Origin of the sequence: Pseudomonas sp. Sample_20 (genome assembly GCF_004307585.1) — a bacterium.
Taxonomy (GTDB): Bacteria; Pseudomonadota; Gammaproteobacteria; order Pseudomonadales; family Pseudomonadaceae; genus Aquipseudomonas; species Aquipseudomonas atacamensis.
Genome location: NZ_RCOA01000036.1, coordinates 124,735 through 149,229 on the forward strand (window position 1 = coordinate 124,735; position 24,495 = coordinate 149,229).

26 protein-coding genes and 3 pseudogenes are annotated in these 24,495 nt (G+C 52.8%); 16 read left to right on the plus strand and 13 right to left on the minus strand.

The genetic code is table 11. The features are described 5' to 3' along the window. Positions 1–127 precede the first annotated feature (127 nt). Positions 128–1,267: an AAA family ATPase gene (locus tag D8U70_RS09610; RefSeq protein ID WP_174377111.1), complete on the plus strand. Its 1,140-nt coding sequence runs from the start codon at positions 128–130 to the stop codon at positions 1,265–1,267. A gap of 789 nt (positions 1,268–2,056) precedes the next feature. Here D8U70_RS09610 and D8U70_RS09620 read toward each other — a convergent pair. Then, positions 2,057–3,274 (minus strand): radical SAM protein, encoded by a 1,218-nt coding sequence (locus tag D8U70_RS09620; RefSeq protein WP_130928736.1) that lies wholly within the window; start codon positions 3,272–3,274, stop codon positions 2,057–2,059. Positions 3,275–4,046: 772 nt separating this feature from the next. Between D8U70_RS09620 and D8U70_RS28180 the strand changes: the two are divergent. Continuing rightward, a pseudogene (locus D8U70_RS28180) lies at positions 4,047–4,244 on the plus strand (hypothetical protein). Positions 4,245–4,619: 375 nt separating this feature from the next. On the opposite strand, the gene D8U70_RS09635 reads toward D8U70_RS28180, so the two are convergent. Continuing rightward, positions 4,620–5,846, minus strand: a complete 1,227-nt coding sequence (locus tag D8U70_RS09635) for a HEPN-associated N-terminal domain-containing protein (protein ID WP_277751264.1) — start codon at positions 5,844–5,846, stop codon at positions 4,620–4,622. A gap of 172 nt (positions 5,847–6,018) precedes the next feature. Between D8U70_RS09635 and D8U70_RS09640 the strand changes: the two genes are divergently transcribed. Together D8U70_RS09640 and D8U70_RS09645 are read left to right on the plus strand one after the other, a co-directional pair. Beyond that, positions 6,019–6,630 (plus strand): 3'-5' exonuclease, encoded by a 612-nt coding sequence (locus D8U70_RS09640; RefSeq protein ID WP_130928793.1) that lies wholly within the window; start codon positions 6,019–6,021, stop codon positions 6,628–6,630. 187 nt (positions 6,631–6,817) lie between these two features. Continuing rightward, positions 6,818–7,621 carry a DUF6694 family lipoprotein gene (locus D8U70_RS09645; protein WP_130928738.1) on the plus strand — a complete coding sequence of 268 codons (804 nt, stop codon included), beginning with the start codon at positions 6,818–6,820 and terminating at the stop codon, positions 7,619–7,621. A gap of 246 nt (positions 7,622–7,867) precedes the next feature. Here D8U70_RS09645 and D8U70_RS09650 read toward each other — a convergent pair whose 3' ends face one another. From D8U70_RS09650 to D8U70_RS09660, 3 genes are all read right to left on the minus strand, one after another. Further along, the gene (locus D8U70_RS09650; RefSeq protein ID WP_130928739.1) at positions 7,868–9,169 is read right to left on the minus strand and encodes a hypothetical protein; all 1,302 of its coding nucleotides are present in this window, start codon (positions 9,167–9,169) and stop codon (positions 7,868–7,870) included. Positions 9,170–9,409: 240 nt separating this feature from the next. Beyond that, positions 9,410–9,598: a hypothetical protein gene (locus tag D8U70_RS09655; protein ID WP_130928740.1), complete on the minus strand. Its 189-nt coding sequence runs from the start codon at positions 9,596–9,598 to the stop codon at positions 9,410–9,412. Between the two features lie 152 nt (positions 9,599–9,750). Further along, entirely contained in the window at positions 9,751–10,236 is a 486-nt protein-coding gene (locus D8U70_RS09660; RefSeq protein WP_130928741.1) for a 3'-5' exoribonuclease, read from the minus strand. A gap of 226 nt (positions 10,237–10,462) precedes the next feature. Between D8U70_RS09660 and D8U70_RS27960 the strand changes: the two genes are divergently transcribed. Further along, positions 10,463–10,654 carry a hypothetical protein gene (locus D8U70_RS27960; protein ID WP_241664642.1) on the plus strand — a complete coding sequence of 64 codons (192 nt, stop codon included), beginning with the start codon at positions 10,463–10,465 and terminating at the stop codon, positions 10,652–10,654. Between the two features lie 189 nt (positions 10,655–10,843). On the opposite strand, the pseudogene D8U70_RS09670 reads toward D8U70_RS27960, so the two are convergent. After that, positions 10,844–10,951, minus strand: a pseudogene (locus tag D8U70_RS09670) (winged helix-turn-helix transcriptional regulator); the annotation flags it as partial. A 185-nt stretch (positions 10,952–11,136) separates the two neighbouring features. Between D8U70_RS09670 and D8U70_RS27965 the strand changes: the two are divergent. After that, positions 11,137–11,484 carry a nuclear transport factor 2 family protein gene (locus tag D8U70_RS27965; protein ID WP_241664645.1) on the plus strand — a complete coding sequence of 116 codons (348 nt, stop codon included), beginning with the start codon at positions 11,137–11,139 and terminating at the stop codon, positions 11,482–11,484. On the opposite strand, the gene D8U70_RS09680 is transcribed toward D8U70_RS27965, so the two are convergent. Then, positions 11,396–12,289, minus strand: coding sequence for an AraC family transcriptional regulator (locus D8U70_RS09680; protein ID WP_177433955.1), 894 nt, complete (start codon positions 12,287–12,289; stop codon positions 11,396–11,398). The two genes, D8U70_RS27965 and D8U70_RS09680, sit on opposite strands and share 89 nt — an antisense overlap. Positions 12,290–12,427: 138 nt before the next feature. Between D8U70_RS09680 and D8U70_RS09685 the strand changes: the two genes are divergently transcribed. Genes D8U70_RS09685 through D8U70_RS09695 form a run of 3 tightly spaced genes read left to right on the plus strand, consistent with a single transcriptional unit; the run spans position 12,428 to position 14,561 of the window. Further along, complete coding sequence (locus D8U70_RS09685) at positions 12,428–13,171, plus strand: SDR family oxidoreductase (protein ID WP_130928743.1); 744 nt, start codon at positions 12,428–12,430, stop codon at positions 13,169–13,171. 14 nt (positions 13,172–13,185) lie between these two features. Next, positions 13,186–13,587, plus strand: a complete 402-nt coding sequence (locus D8U70_RS09690) for a VOC family protein (RefSeq protein WP_130928744.1) — start codon at positions 13,186–13,188, stop codon at positions 13,585–13,587. Then, positions 13,584–14,561, plus strand: a complete 978-nt coding sequence (locus tag D8U70_RS09695; protein WP_130928745.1) for a saccharopine dehydrogenase NADP-binding domain-containing protein — start codon at positions 13,584–13,586, stop codon at positions 14,559–14,561. The genes D8U70_RS09690 and D8U70_RS09695 overlap by 4 nt, the downstream gene beginning before the upstream one ends. Positions 14,562–14,592: 31 nt before the next feature. Here the strand turns inward: D8U70_RS09695 and D8U70_RS09700 are convergent, their stop codons facing one another. Continuing rightward, complete coding sequence (locus tag D8U70_RS09700) at positions 14,593–15,195, minus strand: TetR/AcrR family transcriptional regulator (RefSeq protein ID WP_130928746.1); 603 nt, start codon at positions 15,193–15,195, stop codon at positions 14,593–14,595. A gap of 155 nt (positions 15,196–15,350) precedes the next feature. On the opposite strand from D8U70_RS09700, the gene D8U70_RS09705 reads away from it, so the two are divergent. From D8U70_RS09705 to D8U70_RS09725, 5 genes and pseudogenes are all read left to right on the plus strand, one after another. After that, complete coding sequence (locus tag D8U70_RS09705; protein ID WP_130928747.1) at positions 15,351–16,091, plus strand: SDR family oxidoreductase; 741 nt, start codon at positions 15,351–15,353, stop codon at positions 16,089–16,091. Between the two features lie 76 nt (positions 16,092–16,167). Further along, complete coding sequence (locus D8U70_RS09710) at positions 16,168–16,578, plus strand: VOC family protein (RefSeq protein WP_130928748.1); 411 nt, start codon at positions 16,168–16,170, stop codon at positions 16,576–16,578. A 79-nt stretch (positions 16,579–16,657) separates the two neighbouring features. Next, positions 16,658–16,778 (plus strand): annotated as a pseudogene (locus tag D8U70_RS27970) (NAD-dependent dehydratase); the annotation flags it as partial. Positions 16,779–16,999: 221 nt separating this feature from the next. Continuing rightward, the gene (locus tag D8U70_RS09720) at positions 17,000–17,209 is read left to right on the plus strand and encodes a hypothetical protein (protein ID WP_130928749.1); all 210 of its coding nucleotides are present in this window, start codon (positions 17,000–17,002) and stop codon (positions 17,207–17,209) included. Beyond that, a complete protein-coding gene (locus D8U70_RS09725) occupies positions 17,206–17,682 on the plus strand; it encodes a hypothetical protein (protein WP_130928750.1) in 477 nt (158 codons plus the stop codon). The genes D8U70_RS09720 and D8U70_RS09725 overlap by 4 nt, the downstream gene beginning before the upstream one ends. Before the next feature lie 623 nt (positions 17,683–18,305). Here D8U70_RS09725 and D8U70_RS09730 read toward each other — a convergent pair. Both D8U70_RS09730 and D8U70_RS09735 read right to left on the minus strand, forming a co-directional pair. Further along, on the minus strand, positions 18,306–18,569 hold the full coding sequence (locus tag D8U70_RS09730; protein ID WP_130928751.1) for a DUF1652 domain-containing protein: 264 nt from the start codon (positions 18,567–18,569) through the stop codon (positions 18,306–18,308). Between the two features lie 211 nt (positions 18,570–18,780). Further along, positions 18,781–19,668 (minus strand): LysR substrate-binding domain-containing protein, encoded by an 888-nt coding sequence (locus tag D8U70_RS09735; protein WP_130928752.1) that lies wholly within the window; start codon positions 19,666–19,668, stop codon positions 18,781–18,783. A gap of 161 nt (positions 19,669–19,829) precedes the next feature. Between D8U70_RS09735 and D8U70_RS09740 the strand changes: the two genes are divergently transcribed. Together D8U70_RS09740 and D8U70_RS09745 are read left to right on the plus strand one after the other, a co-directional pair. Continuing rightward, a complete protein-coding gene (locus D8U70_RS09740; protein ID WP_130928753.1) occupies positions 19,830–20,546 on the plus strand; it encodes an AzlC family ABC transporter permease in 717 nt (238 codons plus the stop codon). Beyond that, positions 20,536–20,844, plus strand: coding sequence for an AzlD domain-containing protein (locus tag D8U70_RS09745; protein WP_130928754.1), 309 nt, complete (start codon positions 20,536–20,538; stop codon positions 20,842–20,844). The genes D8U70_RS09740 and D8U70_RS09745 overlap by 11 nt, the downstream gene beginning before the upstream one ends. Positions 20,845–21,173: 329 nt before the next feature. Here D8U70_RS09745 and D8U70_RS09750 read toward each other — a convergent pair whose 3' ends face one another. From D8U70_RS09750 to D8U70_RS09760, 3 genes are all read right to left on the minus strand, one after another. Then, positions 21,174–22,685 (minus strand): sensor domain-containing diguanylate cyclase, encoded by a 1,512-nt coding sequence (locus D8U70_RS09750; protein WP_130928755.1) that lies wholly within the window; start codon positions 22,683–22,685, stop codon positions 21,174–21,176. A 423-nt stretch (positions 22,686–23,108) separates the two neighbouring features. Then, positions 23,109–23,333, minus strand: coding sequence for a DUF2188 domain-containing protein (locus D8U70_RS09755; protein ID WP_130928795.1), 225 nt, complete (start codon positions 23,331–23,333; stop codon positions 23,109–23,111). 187 nt (positions 23,334–23,520) lie between these two features. Then, entirely contained in the window at positions 23,521–24,360 is an 840-nt protein-coding gene (locus tag D8U70_RS09760; RefSeq protein WP_130928756.1) for an alpha/beta hydrolase, read from the minus strand. Between the last annotated feature and the right edge of the window lie 135 nt (positions 24,361–24,495).

Below are 24,495 nucleotides of genomic sequence, written 5' to 3' on the forward strand. Positions count from 1 at the left end.
CCTACCTCATGCTTAGGCCTATCGCGGAGCAATGCTCCTAGCGAAAAAAGCCCGGCACTCTGCTCATAATTTTTTGCCATCTGGGATTTGGTTAGTCTTCGGATACCAACGAATTTGGAGGACGATCATGGACAACCAACTACGAAAGCATGCGAAAGAACTCCGCGAGGCTGCCGACGTCAGCGTCAACCTCGCCGCGATGTGGGCCAACGTTGCCGAGAGAACCTGGAGATCCTGGGAAACCGATAGCGGCAACGTAACCTCACGCTTACCCTCCCCCGCTGCGCTGTGGAGCTTCCTAGCTCGCTCAGGGATCAACCTACGAAAATTGGGTCTTGATATTGATATAAAACCACGTGGGCTCGCGTTGGCTATCTCTTGCTACAAAGGAGGTGTTGGAAAGACATCCATCACTGTGAACCTCGCAGTCGCACTCGCTGAGCTGGGCTTTCGGGTAGCAGTCGTGACCAACGACTATAACTACCGTTATGCCTGCGGAGACGGCGAACAACCATCCCCAGACAGTTGGGCAAGTCGAGTCGGGTTCTTCGATGAGCGCGACCTCATCACATTCCCATCGGCTGTGAAGCAGCGTCGCAAGCGGATTCGCGATCAACTGGCGGCTTTGCCCCCAAACGAACGAGCGAAATATCAATTTATTTATGCCGATGAATTAGAAGTACTGGAACGAAAACAGCGAGCTACAGAAAAGCTCAGCGAACTGATTGCGCGGCATGATTACGTGTTGCTTGATGTGAACGCTGAGCTCGAACTAATACGGCGCTTTGCAAATCTGGTTGCCGTGGTCGTGGACACCAACTGCTCGATGGCTGTGCGCAGCGCTGGGAGATTCGTCTCGGCGCTGCAGGAAATCAAATGCCGCGAGACAACACCGAGCTACTTCGGCTTGCTGACAAATTGTGATGTCGGAGGCGTCAGCAGTGAGCTCGAAGAATTTGTTGGCGATTTTGTGAAGCTTAGTGATGAACAGTATCAGGACATCATCGACTCGAAATACTCGACCTGTAGGCGCCGCGAGCGAGTGCTCGAGCTGGTCGACTCACTGAAGTTTCCTCCTCTGCATACTGAGCTGACCGGCGCTTACCGGATCGCCATCGAGATGCTGGAGGACGCCCCTCCCCCGGGACAGGATTACGGCTATTTCAGCGCATTCGTAGATTTCGCACCGCGCTCACATGCCGCTCGTGAGATGCGTCGCTTGGCAGATGAACTCATCCATTGGCGACTCCCCAACAACTGGAAGTAATATAGAAAATTTGGTTTGCACTGCATGATGTTCAAGTCGGCACGCGGTTCCACCACCAAAGAGAAGGATTACGCGCTTCCTTCACGCACTTATGGAAGGAGGCCAGCAGTCGTTCATGGAACAAGAGCTGCGTCGATCGAGCATGCTAGGCTCAGCTCTGCACACATCTTCCATGATGCTCTCAATTACGCCATGTGCGAATCGTGCTTCACCGACAAACCCGAACATAAGGCGACCGGGCTGGCCGACTCCAACCAACACATCATCACAGCCCTCTATCGCCTCGCACTCCACAAGCGCTCCCGCTGTGCTGAGGCGCGACCTGCTGGGATTGCCAGTGCTGATTAAGTGTTTGCCCGCTGTTGTCTACCTTCAGCAGCAAACCTTCGTCATTCAAGACCTCATAAAGCCCGACAGCAGCAGCGATATCGCTGTATCACGACAACGAGCTTGAGACCAATGTATTTTTTAAAAGTAGCCATTACCTACCATGGCTCCCCTCCGTATTAATACCTAGGTTGGTATTTGGTAGTAAACATCTCGACAAGCGCATGCAACTCGATTCTTCCAATGAGATTCCAACTTAACTTTGTCCATCTTTTCTTGGACTCGCGTCAATACAGGCGCCTGCTCCGCCGAAATCACTACAAACTTATTAATCACCAGCGAAGGGTTTTCTTTGTATTCAAGATACAAATCATAATTTAGACATAGCCGATCACAGATAGCCAGCGATAGGGACTCTACAGTTTTGGACGCTTTCATAAAATCCATCTCAGTATTTTATTGTTAAACAGCTCGGATAATTCGATATGACTTGGCATCAACCATATTTATTAAAACTCTTGGCTCCTCCTCAGCCAATTTTTTGTACCAATGACGAAGTCGCTCCCACAGTACGAGCAAGAACGATTCATACCCATGACACGCATCACGGGAGCCATCTATAGTTGAATCTACTCTACAACCTTGATCGCACATGTTGGAGCTACTGCAATTTGTACAGCCAGAGTGCGTGCGAGAAGTTTGTTGCAGGAACTGTCCCACCGCATCCATACTGATGCCGGAATTTACCGAGCCCAGAACCCAATTATGGGTGGCTCTGGCAACTACGGCTTGCTCACATGGATAGATAGCACCATCAGGGGTGACGCTGATTATTCTTGTTGCGGCCCCGCAATCATAACGTGGCCATACCTCGCCTCTACCAAGCTCCCCGTAAAGCAGTGATAGATAGGTACTGATGGGATGCATGTCGACTGGGCTGCCTTTCTTCGCTAACGAGACCAACCTCCGCATAAACTCATCAATTAAATTCCCATAGGCTTCCGAGGTCATACTTACAGGTGGGGTATCATCAACGTAGCCCAGACTAATCTGACGAAGTCCTGCTGATATTAAAGCATCGAAATATTCCAGCTCGTTTGTACCTGGTGTCATGGTCGCGCGCGCCCATATTCGATCACTGGGGACATGTCGCTGCAACTGCTTCAGACCTTCCATTACTTTTTTGTAAGTTGGAAGCCCACGATGATCTACTCGTTTCGCATTGTGAACCTCCTCGCTTCCATCGATGCTTACCATAATGGTGGCTTCTGCATAGCCTAACCACTTCGAAATCTCCTCCGTAGCTAGAGTTGCATTCGTTATTAACTGCAGCTTGACGTCTACACCCTTCTGCCTGAGCGCACCAATCGACTCACACGCAGCTATTACACCCTTCCTATTCAATAGAGGCTCACCACCAAACATAACGATGGCCAGCGAATCATCAAGGTCATCTCGATTTTCAGTAAACCATGATATCGATCTGTTAACAGTGTCTACACTCATTAGCTTAGGCCCAGGCAAAGCATGACCCTCATCAACAAAGCAGTAGCTACATGCTATGTTGCATGTGCTTGCCATATCCAGCTTCATAGTTTGCAGCTCTTGCGAGGGCGATGAAAACACCTCTGACCCCGAAGAAAATAATTGCACCGCAGGTATGAGAGTCGGTTGACTCATAATAGGCTCTCCGTAGTCATCAGCAATGGTTTTCGTCGTTGTACGGAGCGTAGCCCATTTAAACAACACGCTTAGAAAAAAACGAAATATACAGACTTTAAAACAGACCAATTATTAGCGTTTCAGCAGTGATACACTTTTTTGCGGCCCAATAGCTGATATTTAACGCCTAACTTCCGTTCGGTATTCAGCCGCCTCAACAATACCAGCAGTAGGGAAAAACCAAATCAACCTGACGAGATTTTTGATATTGATGGCGCTGAGGCAATATCTCGACCTAATAGACTAACTCAACAGCCTATTAACAAAATTTTAAATGGGATGTCTACTAGCACCTTTAACAGACAACCAATAAAGGCCAGTTTCCGGCAATGACTACTACGAAGTAGTCGATTTTCCATACCGAAACTTTGGTTGATATCTGATGACTGCTTAGCGTTAGGTTTGAGTTAATCCTCTCAATCACGGTCTGAAGCTCCGCCTACACAAAAATAATTAGTCGACCTGCCCCCCCAATAAACGCCGCAAACGATAGGTCAGACCGCCTAACCAATGCCATCAAATGCTTATCACTTGCCCCCCCGCTTCCCTGCCATTCGGTTTCTCACCGTTTCTCGTTTGCATTTGTCCAAGGTACCCACCCGAGTTACGCAGATGCCTGGATTGTCCCTAGGGAAAATCGCGCTCAGGTACTTGTTCTGCATAGCCGAAGTGTCCTGCATCTCATCGACAATCACACATGGAAAGCGGTGCATGAGCCCTTGCGCGACGCCTGGTCGATCTACTAGTTGAGCCTTGCCTAGGACGAAGATCTCGTCATAGCAAAGCCGCGATAATGGATCTAACTTTATGGGTCGAGTAGCGCGGATCAGCGGAGGTCGCCGGCAACGTTCGCGGAGTTTTGGTCACAATCAGTAAGAACGAAGAGTTCATCAACATGACGTTAGCTGTGCTCATGAAACCTGAGTGAGTAGTTCTCGAGCTCAGTAGACTAGCCGGGCCCAGTTGGCCCGAACGAGCGACCTCTCCATTAACAACGCTGGTTCATCCAGGGCAAGAGATGACTCGAGCTCAGAATGCTTTGAACACAACCTCCCCTCTCACCGCCCGCGAGGTATGCCAAGTGCTGACAGACTTCGTGCTCGGCAAGGTCATCATGATGAGAAGCTCCATCCAGTCATGGAATGAGATCTACCACGGCCTCATGCCCGTAAAGACTGGCTGGTAGCTCATTGCGGACAGCTCGGCAACGCTAAGGAAAAATGAGACGACCGCAATGCGCTTCCTTGAAGCCCAGCTCCCCAGACCCCAAGCATTATCAGCCAGCGCAAAACTCCTATTCCGGTCAAAAATTTTCGGTGCTTTCAACAATTGCATATGGATCCAAGCTGACATCGACCGCTCTATCCAGCCTCAGAAGTGCGCAACTCCCCTGCGTTTCTTCGGCATCAATGCATGCAGCAGAGTCAGCGAAAATCACGATCGCCTTCTGCCCAGTTTTAGAACTGGGGTAGATGATTCCGTCTATCTGAGCTCCATCTCCAGTCCGATACACATGTCGAAAATACTCTGTCACCACTTGGGTGGGTACATACTCAGCGTGCGCCCTGTCACTGCGCTCAATCGGCTTGGTGAAATCGTCGATAAAGTTATTCATGAACCGGTAATAGTTACGCAGCTCCTGGAGTGTTGGATCGAAGAGGCTGGGAACAGGAAGCGACTTCGATAGATCCACCACTCTAAGATCTCGAAGAGCAGTGAACTCACCCGAGGCGACCTTCTTCCCCGCATTGTCAGGCTCGTAAACCTCACGAATGGCTGTATTGAGATCAAATGCACCATAGAACATCGGAATGCCTACTGGGCTCATCCTATTAGGCATATTTGCTCGTTCGGCTGGAGGTGGGCCAAGATCCTTGGCCTGCGTTATCAGCTCGTCCTGGTCGACGATCCGAACGCGATAAATTTTTTTCCCGCCCGGAACCGTATCGATAAGACCTAGACTCCCCACAACTCGGCCCAACGTCTCCAGGATGTCAACCGGGTTCATTTCGTCATGTTGGTCACGATCGTATGTTGGGTTGACCGCCCTGAAAAATACGAAGCGCGCGGTGTGAGTGATGAATTTACTGAAGCTCTGCCAGCCGTAGACCAATATCTTGTGAAGAGGTAGAGAATACGGGTCTTTCTCGCACCATCCGGTGTCATGAATTGACCCGGCAATGGTATCTAGAATCTCTTCTGGGCAATCGGGGCCGAAGTCGTAAAGTAGCTCATAAATGCTGTAAACATTACCTTGCCACCCACCTTCTCGGGTCTCGTAGGGAAGTCCTTCATTAGCTGGATCGCCCCACTCCAAGCAGAGGCTATTCACCACGTGCTCTATCACATCATCCATGGTGGACACTCTGACCGATCTATCGCAATAGGAGCAGGTACCGGGGCTACGATTTTTCCTTACGAATTTTTTCAGCCCAGCGTCGTGAATGCATCTCTCGCAGACATAGGTATCCTCAACGCTCGAATATCCGCGCTCCATTTCCTCTTCCAACATCCTTTGGACTCTACCCATCCCGGTAATCTCACAATGAATTAAAAACAATCGAAAGACTTTTGCCAGCGAGGAATCCTTGAGTACATCGCGACTGAGATTCCACTCATATCCATTCGCGGCCCAATTCCGCATTCTTTAAGCATCGCAAGCTACCATATGCTGATCCGATCCAAAGCCAGCCATCATGATCATGAGCATCGAAGCAAAACTCCTTCACCTCCAATCCATCCAAAACCTCCTCGCGCCATACCGCTACCTCTATTGTGTAGACCTCGAGGCAACCTGTGATGACGTTGGTGAGTCACCAAGACCGCTTGCAATCGTTCCTGATCAGATGGAAACGATTGAAATTGGCCTGGTGGTGATCGATCTGGAAACGCTTGAGGTCGTCGACGAGTTCCAGCGGTTCGTTCGCCCCCGGATCAATCCCGTCCTCACCGACTTCTGCAAAGCGCTGACATCCATTCAACAAGCGGACGTGGACGGCGCAAGTACCTATGCGGAGGTTGGTCAGGAGCTGGGAGCATTCATTGTGCGATATCCAGATGCTGCTTGGGCATCATGGGGTGACTACGATGCAAGGCAGCTGGAGCGCGATGCAGCATTAGCTGCGTGCCCTTCCCTGCTCTTCGGTCTGCAGCACTTCAACGTCAGGAAATGGCATAAAGGCCTATACGATGATCAGCCGAAAAGTCTGAAGCAGACGGTCGAGTCGTTGGGCCTCGTCTGGCAAGGCACTTATCATCGGGGTATCGACGATGCGAGGAATGTGGCCTCAATCATGAAGGAAATGCTGGGCTAGAAACGAGCCGGGCCTTGTGGCCCCGAAGAAAGACCTGAAAAGATGCTTCATAGGCATCAATAGCCTCGGCTAAGGCTATAAGCGCAAACCCTAAATAGTTCTGCTGAGTGCGAAAACAAAAACTGCACAGAAAGCATTCCGACATCAATTTGATATGCTGCCCTGAATTTTCTGAGAGGGAATGCAGATGCGTCGATTTATGTGCGTAGCGCTTATGGCAGGGATGCTAGCTGGCTGTGGCGAGCCCAAGCTAGACGGTAGCTCACAACAGGCTTTCAAAGACTCTGCGGCAAAGGTTGCTGCGAGCCTGCCCGAGGACAAGCGCAAGCAGTTCGCATCTGATGTGATGGTACTTGCGCTTCAGGGGCTCGATATTTCTCAGGTGTTACAGGGCAAGAAAAATGCCGAAGGTGTGTCCGCAGATATGCTTGCTGCGCTCAACGGAAAGACTGCTCAGCAGGTTGCCGATGAAGCAAACCGAGTACGAACAGAACGTGCAGAGCGAGAACGGCAACAGGCCTTGGCGGAAATTCAGGAGCTGGTCGACAAGCAAAAAAAATCCGAAGCTGCAAAAACAGAATTAGCCCGCTTTCAGGTTTCAAAGTCTCGCTTTTATCAAAGGGCCAAAGAGTATGGCCTTGGTAACCAACCCATCATCGAAATAACTGTGAATAACGGGACTGCCAGCGCCGTGTCACGGGCGTATTTCAAAGGCACCATAGCATCTCCTGGACGCTCAGTGCCTTGGCTTGTCGAAACGTTCAATTACTCAATCAGCGGTGGTTTGGAACCGGGCGAATCTCAATCCTGGAGTCTCGCACCTAATCAGTTCTCGGACTGGGGCAAGGTCGAACCACCAAAGGATGCCATCTTTACCGTAACCGTCGAACGGCTTGATGGTGCTGATGATAAGCCTTTATTCGACGCAGGCTCATTCACCGAGCGTGATGCAACGAGGCTAACCGTACTCCAAACAAAATACGCTCAGTAACGTGGTGCAGGCTCTATAGCAGACTCGTGGTTAAGGTTGAATTTCATCGGGCGAGCCGCCCCAGGCGGCTAACCTCCCCTCTTCCATCCAGATAAACCGCCACGTCGCCCGATCAGGCGATGTCCTCAGACTCGCTATTTGCCTTCAGTCGATTTACTTCCCAAGGCAAAGCAGGCTGAGAGCGGACTTTTTTTGTATTTGCCCTTGGCGAACATGTAAGTCTGCAGCTCCTTGAAACGCCGGCTCCTACTCGCCGCCCTGAAGCGGTGGTGGTTTCCAGTCAGCGAAGTGCTTTAACGCATCAAGGTCGCCGATCAATTCCTTCGCGTTGGCCAGCCGCTTCATGACAGCCTCTCTCGCCACACCATCCAGGCACTGCGCTGATTTTTCGATATCGGCGAAGAATGCGCGAACACTGTTCACCTTTGCCCACGTCTGGATTACGGCTTCGAGTTGCTCACGGCTATCCTGTATGGCCTTGAGGTACCGTTTCTCCTCCTCCTTTCTTTTCCATTCAGCTAATTGCAGCTGGTGCTTTTGCCATTCGAGCTCGGCTTTCTCCCGTTCGAGCTTCACTTTCTCGGCAAACCCTGGAGCTTCAGCGATCAGAAGCTTCACGATGCTTGGGATTTTATTGATCAGATCGCCAGGCTTGTCTTCCTTCCAGCGCTGAACCCACTCCGCCCGGTAGTAAGGAGAGTAAACCTGTAGGCACAGTCGACCGCTGGGCATGTCGGCACGCATTACCCATTCGTTTCGATACGGGGCAGCGCGTTTTCTCTCTGGACGTGAACCCAACCGGACTAACCTTTTGTCTACGCTTTTGACTTCAACGTATTCGCTGATTTCGTAAATGGACAAACCAAAAACGACGCTTCCAACATGAACCACAGTTGGACGTTGAGGCTGCCAAAGCGAGGGATAGACATATCTCGATGAAGGGTTGTCCCTATGATCAACTGGTTCGCGGCTCATGCGCTCGGCAGGATCGCTGAAGGTAACGGTGAGGCCTTTTTTCATAAACGCTAGAAACAACTGGTTTGCGAAGTTGACTGCATGAGCGAGCCCACTGCGGCTCACTATCAAATCCGCCATCGCACGTTTGGTAGGCCTATCGTAGCCGTTCTCGCTTTCCCGCACTTTTTTGAAGTGATCTTCAATGCTCAGTAAAAGTGGGTGCCTTCGGGGTTGCGCTTCAGCATTGCGCGGCGCCGTACGATTCAACCTCTTTTGTTTGATCGCTGACGGTCGCTGAACCTGAAGCGGTGCTTCATTTCGGTTCCACACCGTCGGTTCGCCAGGTTGAGCGTCAGGCAAGACTGGGCGAGCTTTAGCTTTTCCTACCGCGACTTGCGCCCAGTAGCCAACAGGCGGCCTAGGAATATTCAGGCTGACGAAGACCTTCGTGAGATAGCTGGAGGAGACTCCGAATCGCAAGCTAATTTTGCTCATTGGAGTCGACCAAGCCAGATCGAAAAGCGATTCTCTCGTCACTACTTCATCCGACATATCACCCGCTGAGTTCTGAGGGTTAGCTGAGCCTTCCATAGGGATCACTTTCCAGCGATTGAATAACAAATGATCGTAGCCAGCCCGTCGCGACTACAAAGTTGGTTACCTACTTCCGACGGATAGACGATGTGAAATGACGCGTCGATCTTAAAGGAAATGGTGGCACTTCGATTAACCCGGCGTTGTGCCCGAGAATGCCTTCTTACATACGAACCTACAGACGGAACAGCCGTAAACGAATCGTGCTAACCGTCTGTGGTTTGCCGCGATACCTCATCACGCATTGACCGGCGTCTCAATGAATCGATCAGCCGACTCCATGTAAGTGGCCAGGTCGACGATCTGTCGAAGGACAATGACTACCTCAAGCTTGTGTGCATCGTCGGGCAGCCCTATCCGTTTTAGCATCGCCTTTGCGTCTTCCTCGATCGCCGCTAGCGCATCGATATCGCTCTGCAACCTCATGTCGGCCTCCTGCCAGTGTGAGATCAGAGATACATAACCCACTTCTTCGAATCACGCCAGTTGGCACATTCACGGCTTCGCGATGGAGACATCGTCGACTAGCTAAGCACGCCCTAGCCTTAGGCATAGCGATGGATCGGGACATCCCCCGCTCATGAATGAGTAGCTCTCAGATGCTGATAAAGGTCAGCAAGAAGCTTGGCATCGAGTAATGCATGGTGCGGAAGCTCCGGAAGCTCGACTCCACCGAGGTCATTGCCTTCTAGGTGGCGAAACAGGTGAATCAGATTCGTGGGCTCGTTGGCCACATTGCTTGGCCATTCATCAGCCGAATCGGCCATCTGGCAGAAAAACCTCCAGTCCCAATCTGGCGCATCCGAGCAAATCTCGAGCTCTTCCTCAAAACTGTCGAGGTAAGACTTCATAGCCGCTTGGGCGGAAGCGAGTGACCTGCCATGACGGTTTGAATCCAACTGCGGCAAGACGTTTTGAATCACGAAGTCGCTGCAGTCTTCCACTCGGTAGGTATCAATCAGCTCAACGTAAAACTCCTCTCCAACCTCAGGCACTAACGCCAGAGAGATCAGCTTCGCTTCACGGTTGAGTTGAGTGAACTCACAGTCCAAAAATAGCTTCATCTCTTCCGCCCTAGGTGTACCTGCGTCATGGCTCCCAGTGTACCTTTGAGGAAACGACCAAAACCGGCTGGTTTCTTTTATGGTTTCAAACGACTGCACTGGCGAGTCTATGCCTGTACTCACGGCGAGGGAAGTTTGTCAGGTACTGCGCGATGTAATCTTCGGGCGACACGTGATGGTTAGGCTAAGCGCTCAGACTTGGGATGAGCTCTATGCAGGTTTGTTCATGGTAACCATTGAAGGATGGAGCATTACGATCTTCAACGATTGTGATGAGCTGGACTACTGTGAAGAGTGCATAAGCCCAGATGGCCGGCGTTGGTCGTTCGATTCGGGGAACCGGTTTGGCACAGATCCCATTGCGCTGCTCTCTGTGTGGGAAAATCAAACGCTTGAGAACCAACTGAAGGAGCTCTGAAGACCAGAGCCAACAGCGAGCGAGCATTTTCGATGCATTCAAAAACTACGCCAGAGACGCTTGATACCTAGGTCGTTCCCAAACGCATAATTACGACTGGGAGCTTATTTTGCGACTTGGTTTATGAGGACGGACGCTGGCCCAGGATCGTCGTAATTTTCCTACCGATGCAACGACGCAAGCCAACCCGCGCGCAAGGATCCCGTTACGTTCGAGCCTTCTGAGCGCCTGGGTCAGCGCTTTTTGAGTGATACCGTCCAGGCACCGCTTTAGTTCGTTAAAGCGAAGCGGCTCTTCACCGCTGACAAGCTTGCAGTCGCCGAAGCTCTATATGGCTACGCTGCAGGTATTGATATTCGTGATGCCGGGCTTATGGCCTCGGCGCTTACAGATAGTGCCGCTTCTGATTTCCGGCCCGCAGCAGCCAAAGCCGGTTTGAATACCCTGTTCTTCAAGGTCGTGACACCATCGTCCAGGCTCTCATTACGTCACTTAGCCGAGTCGATACCACGCACTCTGGGAACAATCCCCGCGTCACCGTTGAAGGAGATGAGGCGGTGCTGGATGCGTTGGTAGAAGCCCAACATGTTTTGAAAACTGATCACTCCCGTTCCTATCTCATGAAAAACCGTTACGACGTGAAGCTGGTCAGGCAGGGTGAAACTTGGCGCATTCAGCACATCGTGGTGGACAACGTCTGGCGGACGGGAGATCCCGCAGTCCTCGCCGTATTTGATCTGATCAGGCCCTTGAAACTTTATTCTCGTGCTGAATGCGCGCAGCGTCTCTTGAGGGCGGTAGCCCGAAGACTTTTGCGTAATCTCGGCTGAACTGGGTGCTGCTTTCATACCCGACTTCAAAGGCAGCCGCAGTGACGCTTCTGGCGTTGGCAACCATAAGGGTGCGAGCCTGAAGCAGGCGTACACGCTTTTGATATTGCAGAGGGCTCAGTGTGGTTACCGCCTTGAAGTGTCGGTGAAATGCCGAAACGCTCATTGCTGCTTTCTCTGCCATATGTTCTACCCGAATAGATTCGGCGAAGTCGCGGCGGATCCACTGAATGGCCTGATTGACACGGGCCATCGCAGAGTCCGGCGCGGCGATTTCACGCAGCATCCAGCCGTGAGGGCCTTGGAGTACACGATAGAGGATCTCGCGTTCGTATGCCGGCGCCAGGGCGGCGATACTTTGTGGGTCACCCATCAAGCGCAGCAGGCGCACCCAAGCATCCATCAACTGAGGCGTGACCGGCGCTACTGAAAAACCCGGATCTTGGTCATGGCGATCAGCCGGAAGTGGTAGGTCGGCCAGCAGCGTGGTTAGCGCCACCGGGTCGAGAGTCAGGCTTACCGCGAGATAAGGCTCTCCGGTCGACGCCGGATGAACTGTGCCCACGGCGGGCAGCTCGATCGACATCACGAAGTACGTCGCCGGGTCATAGTGCAACGTCTGCTCCCCGACGGTCATGGTTTTACTGCCGTGGAGAATCAGGTTGATCATCGGCTCGTAGACGGCGGCCAGCATGTGCTCGGGAATCTCACCCTGCACCATGGCTACCCTGGGGATTCCTGTCTCAGTGCGCCGATTTTCAGCACTTGAGGTCAGGGCTCGCAGTTCATTCAATTGTGTGGTCATGGGCTGGATCCTGCCGGCTCGTTTGGGACTTGGCAAGCAGAAAGCAGAAACAGGCAGGTTTCGAGTAGGAATGGCCACGTTCTGGATGGCCGGGGACTCTACTGTGGAGGCTCAAGTCATCGACACGGGAAGTGCACCATGGGCGTCATCGTTATCACCGGAGGCAGTCGCGGCATTGGCGCCAGCGCTGCTCTCCATATTGCCGAACGGGGGATGGGCGTCATCCTTACCTACAACCAGAATCCTGATGCAGCTCACCAGATCGTCCGGCAAATCGAGGCCGCTGGCGGCAAGGCGGTGGCGCTGCGGCTGGACGTGAGTAACACCTCAAACTTTGCTGCATTTCGTGATGCCGTGGTCTCCGCTCTGGAAATTACCTGGGGCACAAACACGCTGGCAGGTCTTGTAAACAACGCAGGCTACGGTCTGTTCAACCCGCTGGAGTCAGTCTGCGAGGAGCAATTCGACGGCCTGTTCGCAGTGCACCTCAAGGGGCCTTTCTTCCTCACTCAAACGCTGCTGCCGCTACTTGAAGATGGCGCGAGCATCGTCAACCTGACGAGTGCCACAACGCGCGTCGCGACATCAGGGGTCGCGCCGTATGCGGCCTTTAAAGGCGGTCTCGAAGTATTGACCCGCTACATGGCGAAAGAACTGTGTGAGCGCGGTATTCGTGCCAATGCGGTTTCGCCTGGTGCCATTCGTACTGAGCTGGGGGGCGGTTTGAACGATGAGTTTGAAGCCATGCTGGCCAGTCAGACAGCACTGGGCCGGGTGGGCGAGCCGCAAGACGTCGCTCGTGTTATTGCGATGCTGCTCTCTCAGGAAAGCGCCTGGATCAACGCGCAAACCATCGAAGTCGCAGGCGGCTACATCATCTAAATCATGGAGGCTTCATGCTCGATCATATTTTTCTCTCGGTGAGCGACATCAAGCGCTCGATACACTTTTATCAGGCAGCACTGACGCCGCTTGGCATCACGGCGCGTCTGGATTACGACGGCAAGGACGGGCCTCCTGGTCATCCTGACCTCAAGGGCTTTGGCGCCCATGGCCGAATGTTCTTCTGGCTGCGCGAAGGGGCGGTGGAGGGACAGGCGGTGCACGTAGGTTTCGTCGCCAATAGCCGTGCCGAGGTCGATATCGCCTATGCAGCGGCCATCGCCCAAGGGGCAACAGACAACGGCCCTCCCGGCGCACGTCTGCATTACGACCCGAACTACTACGCGGCCAATGTCCTCGACCCGGACGGCTATAGCCTCGAATTCGTTTACAAGAACTGGCAGCACGCCCAATGAAGAAATTGATGATCTACGGCGCAACCGGCTACATGGGACGCATGGCTGCCGAGTATGCAGCAGCGCAGGGGCTGGATGTCATCATTGCTGGGCGCAATCAGGAGAAGCTGCGCGCTCTGGCCACCCAGTTGAATGTTCCTTATCGTATATTTATGCCTGATGCTTTGACGCCAGAAATGCTTAGCGGTGTCGCCGCGCTCCTGAATTGTGCCGGGCCCTTTGCTCAAACGGCCAGTGCGCTAATGCAGACCTGTATAAACGCTGGCGTCGACTATCTTGATATCACGGCTGAGATCAAGGTCTATGAGCTGGCCGAGCGAATGGGCACTAAGGCAGCCGAGTCAGGCGTCATGCTCCTGCCCGGGGTCGGGTGGGATGTAGTGCCAACTGATTGCCTGGCGGTTCATGTTGCACGTCGGGTGCAAGCGCCGCAGTCGATAAAGATCGCACTTCAGGTCGCAGGTTCGATGTCACGTGGCTCGGCCCGAAGTGTTAGCGAAATCATTGGTGCAGGGTTGCTGGCGAGGATTGACGGGGCAGTGGTTGCAACTCCCGCTGCACAACCACGATCGTTCGATTTTGGTGACGGCCCGGAGCTGTGTGCGCCGCTCTCGTTTGGCGATCTGATCACGAGCTGGCATTCCACTGGCATACCCAACATTTCCATGTTCGTGCATTTCTCTGGCGATCCGATTCCCCAAGCAGATATTTCAACGCTTCCCGAGGGGCCGGATGTGCACCAACGTGAAAATCATCGCGCACGAGCCGTAGCCGAAGTTACCGGCGCCGACGGTGCTGTTGCGCGTTCGATAATCGAAACTGTCAATGGCTACACCTACACTCCGCTCGCTGCAGTGGAGGCTGCGCGCAGAGTATTGGCAGGCAAGCGACAACCAGGCTTCGAGACGCCAGCGAGGCTGCTGGGGGTTGAGTTCGCCGAGAGCATCGCGGGTACGACTATCACGGATCTCTAAATCATCAAAAGGTTAAAGCAGTGGCGGTTGCTCAGGAGTCAGCGGCGGTGTCGCCTGCATCTAGCGCTACAGAAATTGCGGTGCCGGCAATTTGCGCCACCTCTATCAACCGCCCAAGGGACATGCCGTTGCATGCTGCAGCAGAGAGTCCACGCAAAGTGGTCACTAGGTAGTCAGTCAGCGCTTGCGCGCCTCGGGGACAAACTTGGTCAAGGTAATTGCGGATTGTCTGAATTGCGGCTCCTCCCAGCTTCTCGGCCATGCTTCGGGCAACAGGATCATCCGCGCGCAAGCCCTCAGTGATAAGACAACCACGCAAAGCGGTATCTCCTCCGTACTGCTTCGCAGCGGCTACAAGCAGCGACTTCAGCGCTGCTGCGGGTGGCAAATCCGACGTTAGCAGCTTGTCTAGAGGTAATGCTTTTTCGCTAGCGTAGCGACACATTGCCCGCTCGAACAGTTCGGCCTTGCTGCCATAGGCGGCGTAAAAGCTTGGGGGCTTAATATTCATGGCATCCGTCAGGTCAGACAGGCTGACTGCATCGTACCCCCGGTGATGAAACAATGCCTGAGCAATCGCTATCCCTTGCTCGCGATCAAACGCGGGACGGCGCTGGCGGGTGCTTATGTTCATTGATGTCTCACTCAGTCGAGGCGACAACTGTAGCGATCGCTACAGCTGATATCAATCGCGTCGGGCACGAATTATTTAGTGATCGCTAAAAAGGTTGTGATTGACCGTGCACCTATGTAGTGTTCACTACATATTCACTCGCTGAGACGTTTCCCATGGAATTTAAAAACAAGGTTGTTCTGGTAACTGGTGGCTCTTCAGGCCTCGGCTTCGCCATCGCTGAAGCGTTCGCCTTCCAAGGCGCCACTCTGATCATCACGGGGCGTCGGCAACCTCAGTTAGATGAAGCCGTGAGTCGCTTGGGCGGGAACTCGTCCGCTGTCTGCACGGATATCTCGAACGCCACAGACCTTGCCGAGTTGTTCAGCCACATGCAGGCGGTTCATGGCCATATCGATGTATTGATTGCCAACGCAGGTATAGGCGTAATCGAGCCACTAGGAGCGATCACCGAAGTAGGGTTCGATAAAGTTTTCACTACCAACGTCAAAGGCACGATTTTCACCGTACAAGGCGCACTGCCGTTGATGAGCAAGGTGAGCAGCATTGTTATCATCGGCTCGACCGCCTCTATCAACCCTGGCCCCGGTCTGAGCGTCTATGGAGCTACAAAGGCGGCCCTGAGGGCGCTGGTGCGTAGTTGGATTTTGGATATCAAAGGTTCTGGCGTCCGTATCAACCTACTCAGCCCCGGCCCTGTGAACACCCAATCCCTTCGCGATGTGCTTGGCGAAAACGCGCAGGAGGTGATTGATGGCCTCAGCGAGAAAAGCACACTGGGTCGAATCGGCGAGGCACGCGAAATTGGTCAAGCCGCTCTTTTCCTTGCGAGTGATGCGTCAAGCTATGTTAATGGCACCGAGCTATTCGCCGACGGTGGCGCATCGCAGATTTAGGGGTTGATGAACGGACGCACGGGGCATTAATTGCATGCTTCGCCAGCCGAGCAGTCGGTATTTATGGAGTCATCTAATGAACAATTTTGCGGGCTCGGCAATAGACCATATGGGCATCGGTGTTTCGGATATCGTGCACGCCAAAACCTTTTACGCCTCACTGCTCGGGCCACTAGGTATCAGCTTAGTAATGAGCATCGAGGCTGATCCTCCTTGTGCAAAGCCTCGACGACTGGGATTTGGCCGTGGAGGAAAGCCATTTCTATGGTTGCATGACGAGCCCGATTCCAGCCATAGCCTGCACATAGCACTAGTCGCTGAGAGCCGTGAAGCGGTCGACGCTTTTCATGCGGCTGGCATAGCTGCCGGCGGCAAAGATAATGGGGCACCCGGCCTAAGGCCTAATTACCACCCTAGCTATTACGCGGCTTATGTCTTGGCGCCCGACGGAATGAACCTAGAGGCCGTTTGCCAAGCGGCTCTTTGACTCCATAGCCCTTCATCCGGCTAGGACTGCTGCGATAATGATTTCGATGATCTCTCTTCCCAGTTATCCGGATCAGGGCGTCCAGCACGGAGCGCTGGGTTACCGGGCTAGAACACTATGTCGGCCCGTTCGAAGCCGATGATAAAGGCAACCTTCCGCTAACACCGCTTCGCGAGGAACAGGGACATCTGGATGTGAAATGAAGTCATCCTTTCCAGCAGCGGCAAAACGTTCGTCCTCTTGGGGGAAACAACAACTGGGGGCGGCCTCCGCCCAAAAAGCTGCACTATTGGCTTCACTGCGCACCAAACGAAGGATCAGGCAATTTTCGACGTGCTCGACAGATTGCGTGAGATGCGGCTAATCCATAGAACGCTAAAAATGGCTATGCTCAGATGACTCCAGGGAGAGGACGAGGAAAATGTCAGCTGAATACTCGTTATCAGATGTGCTCGAAAGGATGTATCTGAATCAGCTCGCCCTGGAGGCGGCGCTGATGGAGTTAACGCTCCATGTTGAAGCCCAGGGCAGTGCTGAAGTCGGGGATAATGTCCGAGGTGCTTTGTGGGCAATTGGTGAGAATGCTGGGCACATCAAGCAGGGGTTAGCCCGGCTCAAAAAGCTCCCATGACGCAGCCGCTCTTTGATTTTGATCTCAAGCGTGTGTCACGCGAGCACTACATAACTGGCAAAGCCGCCATCAATTTTCCGCACGCTGGGAGCACCACTGGTGGGTGGCATTTTCTGCCCTACTTCGACCGGGATTCGGGTGTAGCGAAAGTGTCGTTGGCAGGCATTCACTATCCAGATACCGCCGATTTCTTTATAGACGCTGGAATCATCGACGTTACCGACGAGCTTTCAGTGCGTGGATGGGAACTGGAGGGCAGGCACATCTTCATCGCAGACCATTACCGCGCCGCCGGTGACATGATTATCAAATGGGCTCTCAGCGGTTCGACATGTTGCAATGTTGAAATAGCTGATTGGTTTCCCACGCATGCTGACCGACAGCGACTCTTCGCACTTTTGAGCCTGGGGAAACAAAAACTACTCGAGCTTGGTCGCCTGGAACGACTCGAAGCATGGCTAGCCTCTCAGTAACCCATTAGCTGGTTTGGTGACGCAGCCCCTTGGTCTGCATAGCTCAGCTAAGTCTGAACTCCCCCTTAAACCTCGCATCAATGATGCAAAGTGGGAGTCAATACATGAAGCATGCATGTCGAATCTGTTGGGGTGATTCTTCGTTGCTGGGACTTATGGCGACTGGGAGGAGATCGTGTGTCTGGGCTGCGGGCGGTACATGATTAGCAAGCGTCTGCTTGTAGTGAATCCAGGAAAAGCTTTTGACGTCATTCTGATGAGAGTGGAGCTCGAAAGCTGGCGAGCAGTCCACCAGACACCCATTGTGAGTCAGAGTAATGCCCGCTTCACGACCCAAAATCCCCATCACCGTCTTCAATGCGCATTTATGGTTGAGCCAGGATCGTAGACGACGGCGTACATGACTAATCTATGGGTTCGCTCTGGTGTCGCGACTGTGAAAACGTGATTCATCGGAGCGGGGACGCCCTGTAGGTTGGAGGCGACTCGGCTACTCCCGCCAGCAGGTACCTGTGGTCAATGCTCTATCGGAGGACACGTGCCCTGCTCCATGACAACGAAACCGCAGCATGAGCCGATATCAGTTTGAGATCGCAGGCTGAGTCCTCGTTTCCTTCCCCTCACTACCCTTGTGCCCTACTCCTACTCGGCTCAAAGCCGGTTTTGCGGGAAGCCATTTCACTCCGAAGTTCGCCTATCAGATTGGCAATCGCACGACTCGAAGTCAGCTGGGTCGTCGACACCCCTGTGACCAACAGCTCCACGCTGCCTGTAGAAGGCTCAATTACTTTTATCATCAATGAACCATCCACGTTTAACGTGCATGAGCAGGAGAGCGGCAGGAAGCCACACTCAATAATGTGTCGGAGCTCAAGAGCGGAAATCATGGTGGTCTTCCTAGGAGCGATGTGCCTTGATTGTTGCCTAAATGGGGCAGGAGTCAAAGATTCCTAGAGCCATTATTCGACAAGGAGTTTCAGGGCTTACTCCGCTGAAACGTTGCACCTAGCTGCGTGCGTTGAAGAGCGTAAAAAAAGAGTCTTGAGCCGGGCCTTGCCCGAAGAGGCGACACCATGGCAGGCCTCGCTAGAGCCTCCGTCACGAATGGTGCAACGTCGAAAGCTCACCTGATATCCGGAGCGTTTTGATTAATAAGCCATGCAAGCTGTCTACTGACTTTGATCTAGCAGACGCGCGACTTCGATATACCGCAACTTCCATTGGTCTCAGCGGGCCGAGTCCATGCTCTGCGCCGAGAATCTCCAACTGCTCAGGAACACTGCATCGAGTGAGTACCGCCACCGCGAGACCGCTTTCAACCGCTGCGATCTGACCCGCTAGGCTGGAGCTGTGATAGACCACTTTGAAGTTTCGGCCTTGCAGGGCTAGTGAGTCGATTGCACAGCGCCTGGCTAGACTCGCTTCCTCATACGTTGCGATGGGAAGCGGATCTCGCGCCCAGAGGTCAAACTGCGCAGATCCAACCCAGACCATAGGCTCATGAAACAAAAGCGTGCCTCGTCTAGAGTGGTCGCGCGATACCAATGCCAAATCAAGATCGCCCTGTTCAACACGAGGTATTAGCGAAGTCGATTGTTCGCAGTGAAGTTCGATTTCCACCGCCCCATGGCGGGGTGCAAAGCGCTTGAGCACCGGAGTGAGATATTTGGCTGCGTAATCATCCGGAACGCCTAAGCGTATTCGCCCCCTTAATTCAACTCCAGTGAAAGCCGCTTGGGCATCCGCATGCAAATCCAATATCCGTCTGGCGTATCCCAGGAGCATTTGCCCATCGTGGGTCAATTGATGGTTACGCGCATCCCGAACGAGTAATTGCCGGCCCACCGCAGCCTCGAGCTTTTTAAGCTGCATGCTCACCGCCGATTGCGAGCGAAACACTTCGTTCCCAGCGCTGGTAAGCGATCCTGTGTCGACGACCGCCACAAAGCACTTGAGCCAATCTATTTGAAGGTCTTGAACGTTCATTACGGCGTCCATTCGATTAACGGATAATAGCTACAATCATTATGCGCTTTCCGAAACGTCGCCTGTTAGCGATAGTAGGCTCGCGCTGCGCGCTATGACGCCGCTGAGCTTTTCGAAGCTTTGCCTTCGCAGCCTTAATCACCGGACTGGGAGGAAACGCTGTGGTATCCGCTGAAAGCTCTGTATCTGATCTAACGTTCGTTGAGGCTTGGGCCGGCTTCAAGAACTTATTACCCATTTCGCTATTTGTAGCGGTGTTTGGAGGCGCATTTGGGCTCGCTGCTGCTCAGGCTGGACTGAGTGAATTTTCAACCGTAGTCATGAGTCTTCTTGTATTTGCCGGCGCTGCACAATTTGCAGCTCTCGATCTATGGGGCGCGCACGTCCCGGTAATCCCGCTGATGATCACTGTTTTTGCGATCAATGCCCGGCATCTCTTGATGGGAGCAACCTTGTACCCGTGGTTACGGGAGCTTCCACTGGCAAAACGGTATGGCGTCATGTTGGTGGTTTCGGACGCCAATTGGGCGATGTCCATGCAGGCTTTCAACAGTCGGAAAGCTGGCTTTGGCGTATTACTTGGCGGCGGTATCGCCCTATGGGCCTCGTGGACGATAGGGACTTGGCTGGGCATCTATCTCGGGAGCGCGATTAAAAACCCCGTCAGTCTAGGGCTCGATATGGTGATGGGCTGTTTTCTCTTAGCCATGGCGATTGGGGGTAAGAAAAGCTCCCGCATGTCGATCATTTGGATTGTGGCTGCTGCGGCAGCACTGCTCGCTTACTGGTACCTACCGAAGAATTGCCATGTTGTTGTAGGTGCGCTTGCGGGCGGTCTATTGGGAGCCTTTTGGATGGAAAAGAAAGATGAGCATTGAAAGCGCAGGCGCGGGCACCTTCTTCTTAATCTTGATCATGGCTGCAGTCACGCTGGTAACGCGTTGGGGTGGCGTTTTCGTCATGTCTTTCGTACCCATAAACTACCGCGTTCAACAATTCATTAGCGCCATGTCGGGCTCAGTGCTGATAGCGGTGCTAACACCATTAGCAGTCACGGGAGATAATGGCGCCCGTCTTGCTCTATTAACAACTGGAGTGATGATGCTGCTCGTTAAAAAGCCTTTACCGGCTATCGCAGCGGGCATTGCCGTAGCAGCTTTATGGCGCAATCTTTAATCTTCAATCTCCTAGGATTCTTGGTTTTCAACCCAGAAAGAGCTAGCACAGCATGGCAAGCATTCCCCAGTATTATTGGAAGAGTTTTTCGCCATTCTAGATCTACGCTGTCGCTCATAACTCTAATGGTTCCCGGCCCTGGGTTGCAGCCGCGATAACACACGTCAAGAGATAGGCCCCAAGCTTAGCTGACTGCGTTCATCACCTTGGCTTTGCGATATAAAGTTCAAATGTGTCACGCGAGAACCGGCAGTCTTGAACGACAGCATAGCAATCGTCTCAGTTACGCATGTGAGTTGGCCAAGCGCATTTTCGAGACGGTCAGCAGCTCAACTTCCTACTCGATTTCGTCCTTGAGACTTGGCGGCGTAGAGCAAACGGTCTGCCTCGACCAGAAACTCTTTTGGACTCTTTTCTCCTGTTCTAGAGGTCGAGACTACACCTGAGCTTATGGTGACTATTCCGAAGGGGCTCGCTGAATGTTGAAGATTTGCATTCGATAGGGAAAGCCTAATATTTTCTGCAACCATGACCGCACCTGCTAGTTCAGTGTCCGGAAGCAAAACTACGAACTCTTCCCCACCGTAGCGAGCAGCAATATCACCGGGCCTATTGACGTTGGCTGCAATAAGGTTGGCTACGTGTACAAGACAATCGTCGCCACTTAGATGGCCGTAACGGTCATTATATTGTTTGAACAAATCTATATCTAAAAGGATTACGGATATGCTTGTCTGATTTCTCGTGGCACGCTTCCATTCTTTATCTATAGCCAAGTCAAAGCTCCTCCTATTGGCCAGAGAAGTGAGACTATCTGTGTGGGCTATTACCTCTAACTCTTTTCGGATAATCTTTAGCTCGTACTCTGCAACCAGCAGCTGTTGGATCTGGCGATATAGCAAGCTACCTAAAATTGCCAACGCCAGTATGATGGAACCTACCAGTGCAACCGATTGGTAAACATATGACCACCAAGGGGCAAATACATGCTCGTACGACACGCCAGCTGCTGCGACGATAGGCAGCCCAGCCAGACGACGATAGGCGTAGATCCGCTCGATACCATCCACGATAGATTTTATGACTGCAGTCCCGCTATCGCTCTCAGGTAGATACCGGCTAAAAATTTCGCCTTTGGAAAGATTAGTGGTCATCAATGCTGCGACGGTCGGGCGTCGCGCGAGGAGTTCGCCGTTATCGAGTGCTAGGAAAATTACCCCTTCGTCGTCCACGGCCATACGTTTGAAAAAGCTTTGAAAATATGAAACCGGAACCGTGGCTAACGCAACCCCTGCAAAAGCTCCATCGGCTGTTTGGATACGCCGACTTATAGGGATCACCATATCCCCTGTCGTTCGACTTTCCACTATCGAGCCAACGTGGATGGACTGGTCATCGTGCTCACGGTGATATCGAAAGTAAGCTCTGTCGCCGTTGTTTTTGGTTTGCAAACCTTCGGAAAAGGAATTGGCCATCCAATTGCCTTGAGCATCGAAGATGAATAGACCCTGAACGCCTTCAATGTCGTTCACCTGGCGGGCCATCAGCTTCGTTAACCGCTCCTGTTGATCAGGGCCGCTTCCATCATGCGCCACACGCTCAGCAAGATCTCGCAGGGTATTGTCGGCCTGGAGCATCGTGTCACGGGCCTGCTGTTCAGCGGCAAGTACAATGTTCGAAACAGTTATTTTGGCCGCGTCTACCCGCTCACCGGACGACTGCACAATCTGCCAAGCAGTAGCAAGAATCAACGATAAACAAACTAGAAGAACGAAACCTATCAGCGAAAGGGACAGCGCTTTAGGTGTCAGCCTTGCTGAAATCGGTAAGGAGAGCGTCATTTGTGCGTCGTCAAATTGGCGGTGGGCTTAAGCGAGCAATTTTTATACCGGCGTGGAAATAAAGCTTTCACCCGCAGCTTCGGAATCCCTGAAACCCGAGCACACAGTCGTTGTTCTTTATATATACCGACGCGGTTTCGCCCCCACACATCACCAAATGCTCCATAAACCCATCGGACTGCGAAGACGGCGACCCCGCGCGAACTCGATTGGCAACACCGGGCCGTCCATGAACCATTTGCTCGCGAGCGGCTAGATGTTCGTTTTCCAAATCAACGATCCCTATCCTAAACATGCGATTAACATGCTCAGCACCTGTGTTTGAAACGAAGCTCAATCGAAATGCCCCGAGCCCTACAGGTCAACCGCGTGCACGGCAGTTCGGTGCGATGGGCACTGCCCCTCCTTGGGCAAGTAGTCCCTTCAGCCTTTAGTCTTTCTAGGATCTGCTGATCGAGGAAATGTACGCTCCTCTTGGATCGTGCCGTCCTCTTTGTGGATTTTGAGAGAGGCTGTCTTGCCCTGAAGAAATTCGCTCGCTATCTGCGTAATTTCTGCTTTGGTAGATGCAGTCTTGGAGGCGCGTTGCGCGCCCTCTTTAACGAGCTCCCAGAGTTTTTCCGCTTTTTTGATGTGATAGTTATCCATTGGCTCACCTCTGACATGACGATCCATACCTGTCAGGTTGACCGTAGGAAAACCGAAGAGTTTGAACGGATTGCGGCATTCTGGATGCTTACGGAAATCCTCTTGAGTTTCCTCAGGACGTGGGCCAAACGCCCGAAGCATGGGCTGTAGCCGCTACACAGCAGTAAGAGCTTTAGCATGGCAAAGCTTAAACAGTCTTAGCTCGCTGCAAGCGTTGCTTACCAGCGCGGTTAGCGATCTCCGGCGCTGAGCCTTCACCGTTCTGCTGCCGGCAAAGAAATTCGCGTATCAAACCCGCAGTTCGCCTGGCACTGGTCACTACGAAAAAATGCCCCTCGCCCTTGAGAACGCGCAGTTCGGCTTGTGGAATTGAGCGTCGCAGGACATGCGCATTGTATGGCTGCACGAGGGTGTCACGATCGCCGATGAGGATGAGCGTGCGTATACGCAAACGGGATAACCGCAGCAGACTTGTCCAGCCTACTAAAGCGGTTAGCTGGTGGTGGTAGGTTCGCAGGCGTACGGTTAGCATTCGCTTTACAACACCGAAACGCAGCAGCGCCTGTGTCGAATTGACTGAACCATCTCGTTTCCTCTGTTTGGCGCCTGCGCTCCCTCTAAAGAACTCAAGGATGTCAGCGGGCCTCATCAGTAGAACCGGGCCCGCAGAAGTTGCCGCCAGAATAAGCCGTCGTACCATGGTTGGATGACGAAGAGCCAACTCTTGCGCCAATGCACCGCCCCAGCTCACGCCGAATACATCAACATGGTCGAAACCCAATTGTGTGAGCATTTCGGCGATCACATCGGCATGGCTTGGCAAACGCATCGGCCAGCGGGGCATCTGCGATTTGCCGACACCAGGTACGTCCAACGTGATCGTCGTGTAGTCGCCTAGTTCGTTGCGCAAGGCATCGAAGGTTTTAATCAAACCTCCCAGACCGTTGAGTAGGAGTAACGGTGGGCCCTGGCCGGCGATTGAGACATTCACCTGCAAGCCTTTAACGGTCATGATCCGGCTCGGCATGGACACCTCCTCTGTCATCCGTTCAACAGTCTAGATGAGCTGTGAAAACTCGATTTTTCGGCAATAGACAGCCTGATAGGGGCTTCAAATTTATCTTTCGAGCATCTTCACCGGAGCCGTACACGTTACTGGCGC

Bases quoted from the DNA above. Each gene is read 5' to 3' on its own strand.
- D8U70_RS09610 (WP_174377111.1), top strand. From the start codon at position 128: ATGGACAACCAACTACGAAAGCATGCGAAAGAACTCCGCGAGGCTGCC.
- D8U70_RS09620 (WP_130928736.1), bottom strand. From the start codon at position 3,274: ATGAGTCAACCGACTCTCATACCTGCGGTGCAATTATTTTCTTCGGGG.
- D8U70_RS09635 (WP_277751264.1), bottom strand. From the start codon at position 5,846: ATGGGTAGAGTCCAAAGGATGTTGGAAGAGGAAATGGAGCGCGGATAT.
- D8U70_RS09640 (WP_130928793.1), top strand. From the start codon at position 6,019: ATGAGCATCGAAGCAAAACTCCTTCACCTCCAATCCATCCAAAACCTC.
- D8U70_RS09645 (WP_130928738.1), top strand. From the start codon at position 6,818: ATGCGTCGATTTATGTGCGTAGCGCTTATGGCAGGGATGCTAGCTGGC.
- D8U70_RS09650 (WP_130928739.1), bottom strand. From the start codon at position 9,169: ATGGAAGGCTCAGCTAACCCTCAGAACTCAGCGGGTGATATGTCGGAT.
- D8U70_RS09655 (WP_130928740.1), bottom strand. From the start codon at position 9,598: ATGAGGTTGCAGAGCGATATCGATGCGCTAGCGGCGATCGAGGAAGAC.
- D8U70_RS09660 (WP_130928741.1), bottom strand. From the start codon at position 10,236: ATGAAGCTATTTTTGGACTGTGAGTTCACTCAACTCAACCGTGAAGCG.
- D8U70_RS27960 (WP_241664642.1), top strand. From the start codon at position 10,463: ATGGTAACCATTGAAGGATGGAGCATTACGATCTTCAACGATTGTGAT.
- D8U70_RS09680 (WP_177433955.1), bottom strand. From the start codon at position 12,289: ATGACCACACAATTGAATGAACTGCGAGCCCTGACCTCAAGTGCTGAA.
- D8U70_RS09685 (WP_130928743.1), top strand. From the start codon at position 12,428: ATGGGCGTCATCGTTATCACCGGAGGCAGTCGCGGCATTGGCGCCAGC.
- D8U70_RS09690 (WP_130928744.1), top strand. From the start codon at position 13,186: ATGCTCGATCATATTTTTCTCTCGGTGAGCGACATCAAGCGCTCGATA.
- D8U70_RS09695 (WP_130928745.1), top strand. From the start codon at position 13,584: ATGAAGAAATTGATGATCTACGGCGCAACCGGCTACATGGGACGCATG.
- D8U70_RS09700 (WP_130928746.1), bottom strand. From the start codon at position 15,195: ATGAACATAAGCACCCGCCAGCGCCGTCCCGCGTTTGATCGCGAGCAA.
- D8U70_RS09705 (WP_130928747.1), top strand. From the start codon at position 15,351: ATGGAATTTAAAAACAAGGTTGTTCTGGTAACTGGTGGCTCTTCAGGC.
- D8U70_RS09710 (WP_130928748.1), top strand. From the start codon at position 16,168: ATGAACAATTTTGCGGGCTCGGCAATAGACCATATGGGCATCGGTGTT.
- D8U70_RS09720 (WP_130928749.1), top strand. From the start codon at position 17,000: ATGTCAGCTGAATACTCGTTATCAGATGTGCTCGAAAGGATGTATCTG.
- D8U70_RS09725 (WP_130928750.1), top strand. From the start codon at position 17,206: ATGACGCAGCCGCTCTTTGATTTTGATCTCAAGCGTGTGTCACGCGAG.
- D8U70_RS09730 (WP_130928751.1), bottom strand. From the start codon at position 18,569: ATGATTTCCGCTCTTGAGCTCCGACACATTATTGAGTGTGGCTTCCTG.
- D8U70_RS09735 (WP_130928752.1), bottom strand. From the start codon at position 19,668: ATGAACGTTCAAGACCTTCAAATAGATTGGCTCAAGTGCTTTGTGGCG.
- D8U70_RS09745 (WP_130928754.1), top strand. From the start codon at position 20,536: ATGAGCATTGAAAGCGCAGGCGCGGGCACCTTCTTCTTAATCTTGATC.
- D8U70_RS09750 (WP_130928755.1), bottom strand. From the start codon at position 22,685: ATGACGCTCTCCTTACCGATTTCAGCAAGGCTGACACCTAAAGCGCTG.
- D8U70_RS09755 (WP_130928795.1), bottom strand. From the start codon at position 23,333: ATGGATAACTATCACATCAAAAAAGCGGAAAAACTCTGGGAGCTCGTT.
- D8U70_RS09760 (WP_130928756.1), bottom strand. From the start codon at position 24,360: ATGCCGAGCCGGATCATGACCGTTAAAGGCTTGCAGGTGAATGTCTCA.